The 870-nt window shown below is 66.0% G+C and carries 2 protein-coding genes; both read left to right on the top strand.

Annotation, left to right across the window (positions count from 1 at the left end; translation table 11 throughout):
• Positions 1–26 precede the first annotated feature (26 nt).
• Entirely contained in the window at positions 27–410 is a 384-nt protein-coding gene (locus G3N93_RS40380) for a hypothetical protein (RefSeq protein ID WP_174935832.1), read from the top strand.
• A complete protein-coding gene (locus G3N93_RS40375) occupies positions 407–811 on the top strand; it encodes a hypothetical protein (RefSeq protein ID WP_206135565.1) in 405 nt (134 codons plus the stop codon). The genes G3N93_RS40380 and G3N93_RS40375 overlap by 4 nt, the downstream gene beginning before the upstream one ends.
• Positions 812–870: the final 59 nt, after the last annotated feature.

Raw genomic sequence — 870 nt, 5'->3', positions numbered from 1 at the left:
TGGCGGCGAATAACAAGGAAAACACAATGAAAAGACCGATTTCGCTGACCATTCTCGCGTGGATCATCATCGTGACCAACGCGATCACGTGCATCTATACGCCCTTCACGATCGGCATGCCGACCACCCAGGCGCTGCTGTCGCACTACCTGCTGCCCGTCTGGGCGACGCTCGGCATCAGCGTGATCCTCGAAGTCGTGAACGTCGTGGTCGGCATCGCGATCCTCAAGGGCCGCGAATGGTCGCGCAAGACCTACATCGCGACGGCCGTGTTCAGTTTCGCGTTCTCGTTCATCAACATGCCGGCGTCGATGTACGCGGTGCTGATCCCGGGCGTCCTGTTGTTCGCGCTGTTCGTCTACCTGATGTTCCGGCGCCCCGCGACCGCGTATTTCCAGGCGAACGCGTGAGCTTCGTGCGCAATGCGCTGGCGATCGTGATGTTCACGATCGCGGGCATGTGCGTGATCACCGCGCAGATGATGGCGTTCCTGAAGCTCGGCCATACGGGGGCGATGCTGGTGTTCGTCGCCGTGCTGATCGGGTTGTCGGCTGTGCTCCTGGTCGTGGGCGCGTTCGCCGGCGCGTTCCGGCCACGCGCGCGCGGCGCGGGCATCGCGCTCCTCGTCGCGACCGCGACCACCGCGTTCGGGGTGATCGGCTGGGTGACGCTGCTGCTGGCGCCGGGGATCGTCGACGTGTTGCAGCAGCAGGGCGTGGACATCAACGCGCGAATGTTCCGGTTCGCGCCCGGCGTCGTGGTGACCGGCCTGTCCGCGCTCGTCGGCGTGTGGCTCGCGCGCCGCGGCTGAAGGCGCGACTGACGGCGTGCGGCTGACGCCGCTGCGGCCGGCACGCTGGCGTCAGTCGA

The sequence above is a fragment of the Burkholderia sp. Se-20378 genome, from assembly GCF_017104665.1.
In the GTDB taxonomy this organism is placed as follows: domain Bacteria; phylum Pseudomonadota; class Gammaproteobacteria; order Burkholderiales; family Burkholderiaceae; genus Burkholderia; species Burkholderia lata.
This window is presented reverse-complemented; position numbering and strand designations above follow the sequence as displayed.

Bases quoted from the DNA above. Each gene is read 5' to 3' on its own strand.
- G3N93_RS40380 (WP_174935832.1), top strand. From the start codon at position 27: ATGAAAAGACCGATTTCGCTGACCATTCTCGCGTGGATCATCATCGTG.